Here is a 7920-nt window from a genome sequence, read left to right as displayed (position 1 = left end):
TGACCTCCCGGTCAACCAAAACCCCCGGAGGGTTGACCTCCCGGTCAACCAAAACCCCCGGAGGGTTGACCTCCCGGTCAACCAAACTATAGAGGAATAACTATGCAACATCAAATTACCCAATATGATACTCACTTAAACCGCATTACTTTTTTCCTCAACGGCGAAAAGCTTACTGCAGATATTCCTGCGGGTATTTCTACTCTCACTTGGCTGCATACTCAAAAACATCTCTATGGAACAAAATGTAGCTGTAATGAAGGAGATTGTGGTGCCTGCACAGTTGTTATTGCTTACCCTTTTGAAGGCATAATTACTTATCAGGCAATTACATCTTGTCTCTATCCTGCTGCCAAATTACACGGCAAACACTTAATCACTATTGAGGGTTTGGGCTCTCCAGAGAATTTACATCCCATTCAACAAGCCCTTTTAACACATCACGGAATTCAATGCGGCTATTGCACTCCTGGTTTTGTCTTAAGTTTATTTGCCCTTTTTGCGATGCAGCCACATCCTGATAGAAAAACAGTTTTATCTGCTCTGGAAGGAAATCTTTGTCGCTGTGGCACTTATCAAAATATACTAAATGCTGTTGATGAACTTAGCACCAACCAAAATGAAAAAGATATAGTTCCTGCCTGGTGTAGAAAAGTGGAACAGGATTTATTCCGTTTCCAGGAACAAGATTCAATGCTGGTTGTTAGAACGGAAATTCCGCAACAGGTAAACTGCTATTTAATGCCTGAAACAACTAAACAGCTTTTTGACTTCTATGCGGAACATCCGGAATGTGTTTGTATAGCAGGTGGAACAGATATTATGGTGCAGAAGAATATTAACCGTAAAGAGTTTCCGGTTCTAATTGACCTTAGTAAAATTCCTGAATTCAATCGTCTTTATCTACAGCAGGATGGTTTACATATTGGTTCTGCAGTTACTTATAGTCAGCTTTGGGAATCCGGCATTGTAAAAACCGACTTTCCTGTTTTGCATAATCTTATTTCCCAAATTGCAAGCCGGCAAATACGCAATTTGGGAACTTTGGGAGGTAATATTGCCAATGCCTCACCCGTGGGTGATACTATTCCTCTGCTAATGGTTTTAAATGCTTCCCTGTGGTTGCAATCCCGATTGGAATTGAGGCATATACCTCTGAAAGATTTCTTTATAGCTTACCGGAAAACAGCCCTTAAAAAGGGAGAAGTTATTAAAGAAATCATTATTCCTCCTCTAACTGAAGATACTTATGTAAAAACCGTTAAATCAGCCAAACGCCAAAGTGTGGATATTTCTTCTGTGATTACTGCCGTTAAGATTGAATATAAAAACGGTCGGATTATTAATTCTGCCTTGGCAATAGGAGGGGTTGCTTCTACCCCTGTCCTTTCCAAAAAACTCCCCGAATTCCTTAAAGGTAAACAAATTAAAGCTCTTGATCCGGCTGCCATAGTTCAAGAAGTAGAAAGTGAATTTGAACCCCTAACCGATGTGCGTGGAACTGCCTTATTTCGCAGAGAACTAATCCGCAATCACCTTATTTTATATCTGCAGGAACTTCAGGAGGCAGAAAATGAACTCTGAACCCTATCATCTTTCAGGAACCTTGCATCTTTGTGGAAAATCTCGTTTTATAGCTGATGAACCACCTTTACAGGGAGAACTTTATGCCAAATTTCTCTTTTCTCCCGTAGCGCATTCACTTATCACCAAATTAGATATATCTGCGGCGAAAAAAATGCCGGGGGTGGTAAAAGTTATCACTTCTGCCTCTATTCCCGGTATCAATCAAATCGGCACAGTTATTAAAGATGAACCCCTTTTTCCGGAAAAGGAAATTATGTATATCGGTCAGCCCCTGGCAATGGTGCTGGCAGAAGATGAATATATAGCTGAAAAAGCAGTCGCTAAGATTATCCTGAAATTTGAGGAATTACCTGCTATTTTCGCTCCTGAAGATGCCTACCATAAAAAACAGGGATATACTTCCGAACGCAAAATAGAAAGCGGAGATGTAGAAACCGCTTTAAAAAATGCCCCCTTCACCTTGCAAGGCAGGACAGTTACTACCGGACAGGAACATTTCTATCTGGAAGGTCAACGCTGTTTGGCTGTTCCTTTTGAGGGCAATAGAATTACTTTGCATACTGCCACTCAAAGCACAATGGAAGTTCAGGAAGTTGCTTCCCGGGTTTTAGGAATTCCGGCAAATGATGTTATAATTGAAGTTCCCCGTTTGGGTGGTGCTTTTGGAGGAAAAGAACGCGGAGCTACAATTTGGGCTTGTATGGCTGCCCTGGGTGCTTTTTTAACTAAAAGACCTGTTTTAGTAAAACTTACCCGGGCTGAGGATATGCACTATACAGGTAAAAGACATCCTTTCACTTCTCTTTGGCGGGTTGGCTATGATGAAAACGGTAAAATACTGGCTTACGATTTATTGCTACTTGCCAATGGAGGTGCTTATGCCGACCTTTCTATGGCTATTTTGGAAAGAGCGATGTTTCATAGCGAGAATGCTTATTTTATACCTGATATTCGCATTAGAGGTTATGCCTGTAAAACAAATCTACCTCCAAATACAGCTTTTAGGGGTTTTGGAGCTCCTCAGGGTATTTTCGTTATTGAAAGTATTTTGGATAAGATAGCCCGCCAATTAAAAATAGACTCCCTGGAAATCCGCCAAAGGAATGCTTATCAAAATGGACAACTAACTCCCTACGGACAGGAAATAACACATAGTCAGTTAAATAATATCTATGCTAAATTAGCCGAAAAGACAAACTATTCTATGCTTAAAGAAGAAGTAGCTGAATTCAATAAACACAATCCTCGTTATAAACGCGGAATCGGTATCACTCCTGTAAAATTCGGCATTTCTTTCACTACTGCACTTCTCAATCAAGGTTCTGCTTTGGTTTGGGTTTATATAGACGGCAGCGTTTCTGTTTCTACAGGAGGAGTAGAAATGGGTCAGGAGCTTTCTACTAAAGTGGCAATTGTCGTTTCCAGGGTTTTAGGAATTTCGGTAAACCAAATTAGAGTGGAAAGCAGTAACACCCAACGCATTGGAAATGCATCACCTACCGCTGCTTCAACAGGAAGTGATATAAATGGTAACGCAGCACGCCTTGCCGCAGAAAAAATTAAAGCGAATTTAACCCAAAGTGCAATTGCTTTTATCGCTCAGAAATATGAGCTGATTGTAATTCCCGAAGATATTGTCTTTAGCGAAAACAAGGTCTTTGGCAATGACTTTCCCGATGCGTATATCACTTTTCCTGAATTGGTCAGTTATGCGTATTCGGAAAGAGTTCCTTTAGCAGCTTACGGTTATTATAAAACTCCAGGTTTGTGGTTTGATAGAGATAAAGGCATCGGTCATCCTTTTCACTATTTTGTGTATGGGGCTGCCTTAGCGGAAGTTGAACTGGATACTTTGCTGGGAGAACATACAATCCGTAAACTTTTTATTGTTCACGAAAACGGAAATTCCTTAAATGAAGTAATTGACCGTGGACAAATTGAGGGAGCTGTTTTACAGGGAATCGGTTGGTGCACTATGGAAGACCTGATTTATGACGAAAAAGGATTTTACTTAAGCGCCAATCCTTCCACTTATAAAATCCCGGGAATTCGTAATTTACCTGCAGAAACCTATATAGAAATAATTCCTTCCGCAACCGAAGAGGCAAGTGTTTTCGGGTCTAAAGGGATTGGTGAACCACCCTTGATTTATGGACTGTCTGTCTTTTTTGCTCTGCAGGCAGCTGGCAAAGAGGCAAATCCGGAGAAAGAACTTAGCTTTCCTGCCACCCCGGAATCCCTGATAAAATGATAGCTACAAAGGCGTGAGCCCCTAAGGGAAATTCCTTACTTCATTATTTCATCAGTGTCATTTTCTTTATCTGCACTCCATTTTGCGTTTTAGCAAGGCAGAAATAAACTCCCGAAGGCAGTGGCAAACCCTGTTTATCACAGCCATTAAAAAGAATTCTTTGTTCTCCGGAAGGAAGGCAATTCCAAACCCGAACTTTTTGTCCTTTTACATTATAGATTTCCAAGGTTCCCGTAGAACCTGCAGGAATCGTAATGCTTATCGTAGTAGAAGGATTAAAAGGATTGGGGTAATTGGTTAAAGCAATGGGCTGAACGATTGGGTCAGTATTTCCCGTAATAATCAATTCCAGCGTTACAGGAATTGATTCACCTGCCACATACTGTGTAGTTATACTAACTATATAAGAAACGCCTGGTTCTAAATCTAAAAAAACCCAGATATTTTCTGTGGTGGAACCGCAAAAAACACCATCCAGATAGACCTTATAATGTTCAAAGGGAGAAGTGCTACCAGTTATAGGTCCTTCCCACATAACGGTAACTTCACCATTTACCACAAAACTTGGATTTTGGGGAGGATTTAATACTGCCCCGGAGTATTTTAGATTCCTATAGAATTTAAAAGTGCCGTCATAATCACCTAAAACCAAATCAAAATCGCCGTCATGATCCAAATCCACTAAAGCCGGGGTAGCATTTTGGTCGGTTTCAATGCCAGTGAAAATAATTGTATTTTCCACCCAAAGCTGTCTTTCCCGTAAAAAACATTGCACCTCGCCAAAAAGATTTCCGGTAACCATATCCCAATCACCATCTTCATCCACATCAGCAAAAGCGGGAACACAATCGGAACCCACATCAATTGTTCCGAAAAAGCCGTTTATCAGTTCCCATAAAGGACTGGCAGGAGTTCCGTTATTCTGATAGTAAAAAAGGTTACCTGCTTCGTTCCCAACAACTAAATCCAGGTCACCGTCAAAATCCATATCTAATAAACGCGGGCAAGACCATCCCCCAACTGAAACAGCAGGTAAAACACCGGTCTGTTCAATTAGTCCTGTTCCTGTATTATGGTGAAAGAAAAGTCCCCCATTTAAGTCCCCTACAATCACATCCGGCAAGCCATCTGCATCTACATCACCAACTGTTACGGCAGAATAAATAGAGTGGTCAATACTGGTAAAATAAGAGTTATCTGCTTGCCAGGCAGGAGCATAAGCTGTTCCTGTATTCCTGTAATATTTTATATCTCCCATTTGGCTGCCGCTAATTAAATCGTAATCACCATCACCATCAAAATCATAAAAAACAGGATTGCTGGCTCCACCCGCATCCAAAACACCGCCAAAAAGAGCTGTATTTTGTTGCCAGGAAGGGTTTTGGGCAGTTCCATTATTCACATAATACTGCAAAGGACCTTCAGCAGTTCCGTAAATTAGATCATATTGTCCGTCTCCATTCAGATCAACCAAATCGGGTGAATTCCAGTAAGTAGTCATACCCAAACCGGCAAAAAGCGGATTATTTTCCTGCCAGGCAGGATTTGAAGCAGTTCCGGTGTTCTGATAAAAAACAAAACCGTAAGCATCTCTTCCGCATAAAATATCCTGTTTGCCGTCAGAATCAAAATCACAAAACACCGGATAAGCATAAAGACCTATATCACCAAGAAGTTGACTGTTGTTTTCACTAAAATTGCCGGCAACAGCAGAACCGATATTAAAATACAAAATCACGCTGCCATCTTCACTTAAGCCCACAACCAAATCCAAATCACCGTCGTTATCAACATCCGCTACATCAGGAACAGGAATGGAACCAACATTTAAACCGGAAAAATAACCTCCGCTTTCAGTAAAAACAGGATTGGCAGTAGTTCCGCTATTTAAAAACAAATGCAGACCGGTATAGCCCCCGGTAACTAAATCTAAAATTCCATCACCATTCATATCTGCAGAAACAGCCATTTCGGAAGCAAGATAAGAAATTGCGGATAAAAGGTCTGGTCCCTGCCCAAAAGCAGGATTTGTTGCAGTTCCGTTATTCTGAATGTAAAGCGGAGGACGATTCGTATTTCCCAACCAAAAATCAAAGTCACCGTCACCATCCAGGTTAATAAATCTGGGCTGAGAAAATGTTAAACTGGGAACTCCACTGGGATTAAAAACACTGTTATCCATTTCCCAGGGTTGAGCATTCAGGCAAAATGCCAGAAATAACATAGCACTGAAGATATAAAACCGTTTCATTTTTAACCTCTCTTATCGGGTATGATGTAACACTATTTCTTTCCGTTTTGTTGTCAATCTGTAACTGCAACCGCTATTAAAAAACAACCGTCTATTATCTTCTATTTCCCGCCTTCCCAGAAGCCCTAAAGAGTGTAGCCCTAAAAGGTTTTTCTATAAAAACAAGCTTAATTTTGGTGTGGTTAACCTAATTTTCAGGTAAAATGCATCCTTATTATGGCATTCGTCATTTCCTGCTTAGTTTTACTTTAATGACCGTTTAACGATTCCTTAACGATTCCTTAACGGCGCTAAGGAATCGTTAAAGAAGTGCTTAATGAGCATTAAACAACCGACTGAGAACCGTTAAGTTAGGAACTTTTTAATCTTATATATGTAAGTGAAAGTTTTCCGAATAAGAAGTTAATCCCTGTTTTCCGGATTATATTCTGCAAAATAGGGGTTATTTTCCGGACTATACTCTGCAAAATGGGGATAATTTTACTTGACGGTATCCTCCTATTGATTATCTTATCTATATATTGGCTCAAGAAAAGGAAATGAATATGATTAAACGAATTATTACTTCTCGCATATTAAGTAATCTGCATAAAGGAAAGGCAATTTTAATTATGGGTGCAAGGCAGAGCGGAAAGACAACGGTATTAAAAGGTCTTTTCCCTGCTCAGCAGGATGTTCTATATTTAAATTGTGATGATTTGGAAGACCGTAATCTACTGGCTGCGGAGACAATAAGCTCAATGAAACAATTTGCCGGGAAAAGCAAATATATCCTTATAGACGAAGCTCAAAGGGTTCAGAATATTGGCTTAAAGTTAAAACTCTTAGTGGATAATTTTCCGGAAGTGCAGATAGTTGCTACCGGCTCATCTTCTTTTGAGCTATCCAACCAAATAATGGAACCGCTTACGGGCAGAAAATATGAATTTTACTTATATCCTTTTGCTTATCAGGAACTTGCAGATAATTTTGGAATTTATCGGGAAAGGAAAGAATTAGCTAACCGCTTAATTTATGGTTCTTATCCCGATATTGTTAATCATCCCTCCGAAGCCGCTACTCTGCTTAATCATCTGGTAGGCAGCTATTTATATAAAGATATTTTTACTTTTCAAGACCTGCGTAAACCGGAACTTTTAGACCGTCTTCTGAACGCTTTAGCTTTGCAAATTGGTTCAGAGGTCTCCTATAATGAACTCGCTCAATTAATTTCTACGGATCAAAAAACAATTCAAAAGTATATTCAGCTTTTGGAGCAGGCATATATCATTTTCCGCTTACCAAATTACTCTACAAATCAGCGTAATGAAATTAAGCGTTCCCGCAAAATCTATTTCTGGGATAATGGTGTGCGCAATTGCTTAATAAACGATTTTAGAGACATTGCAGTTAGAGACGATATAGGTAAATTGTGGGAGAATTACATTGTTTCTGAAAGAATGAAGCTGCTTTCTAATGCCGGGATTTTGCGCAAATCGTATTTTTGGCGTAACATCCACAAATCCGAAATTGACTATCTGGAGGTATATGAAGATAAAATTACCGCTTATGAAATCAAATGGAATCCCCGGCGAAACATAAAAGCAACTGCTTTTACTGCTTTGTATCCAAAAGCAGGTTTATCCCTTATACATCCTGAAAACTATTCTGATTTTCTGTATGTTTGAGCTCAAATTATGCATTGTCCAATTCAGAGTTAAACCACCATATTTACAAGCTATAGATATTAAGCAAGCAGGCAAATTCCGTCGCTTTATATAGGTAAAAAAACAAATCCTCTTTAATCCTCAAATCCTTAAATCCTTGTTCCAGCAATCCTGAAATCCTTGTT

At 39.8% G+C, this 7920-nt stretch carries 4 protein-coding genes; 3 read left to right on the top strand and 1 reads right to left on the bottom strand.

Annotated features, from left to right (window positions below):
• The first annotated feature begins 102 nt into the window (after nt 1–102).
• Entirely contained in the window at nt 103–1584 is a 1482-nt protein-coding gene (locus PLE33_04930) for an FAD binding domain-containing protein (GenBank protein HPS60588.1), read from the top strand.
• Complete coding sequence (locus tag PLE33_04925; GenBank protein HPS60587.1) at nt 1574–3838, top strand: molybdopterin-dependent oxidoreductase; 2265 nt, start codon at nt 1574–1576, stop codon at nt 3836–3838. Before PLE33_04930 ends, PLE33_04925 begins: the two co-directional genes overlap by 11 nt.
• A 43-nt stretch (nt 3839–3881) precedes the next feature.
• On the opposite strand, the gene PLE33_04920 is transcribed toward PLE33_04925, so the two are convergent.
• Entirely contained in the window at nt 3882–6089 is a 2208-nt protein-coding gene (locus PLE33_04920) for an FG-GAP-like repeat-containing protein (protein ID HPS60586.1), read from the bottom strand.
• A 545-nt stretch (nt 6090–6634) separates the two neighbouring features.
• Between PLE33_04920 and PLE33_04915 the strand changes: the two genes are divergently transcribed.
• Complete coding sequence (locus tag PLE33_04915) at nt 6635–7756, top strand: ATP-binding protein (GenBank protein HPS60585.1); 1122 nt, start codon at nt 6635–6637, stop codon at nt 7754–7756.
• Nucleotides 7757–7920: the final 164 nt, after the last annotated feature.

This window comes from Candidatus Cloacimonas sp. (assembly GCA_035403355.1).
GTDB lineage: Bacteria > Cloacimonadota > Cloacimonadia > Cloacimonadales > Cloacimonadaceae > Cloacimonas.
Note: the sequence above shows the minus strand (reverse complement) of the source record. Positions and strands in the feature narration are given on the sequence as shown.

Bases quoted from the DNA above. Each gene is read 5' to 3' on its own strand.
- PLE33_04930 (HPS60588.1), top strand. From the start codon at position 103: ATGCAACATCAAATTACCCAATATGATACTCACTTAAACCGCATTACT.
- PLE33_04925 (HPS60587.1), top strand. From the start codon at position 1,574: ATGAACTCTGAACCCTATCATCTTTCAGGAACCTTGCATCTTTGTGGA.
- PLE33_04920 (HPS60586.1), bottom strand. From the start codon at position 6,089: ATGAAACGGTTTTATATCTTCAGTGCTATGTTATTTCTGGCATTTTGC.
- PLE33_04915 (HPS60585.1), top strand. From the start codon at position 6,635: ATGATTAAACGAATTATTACTTCTCGCATATTAAGTAATCTGCATAAA.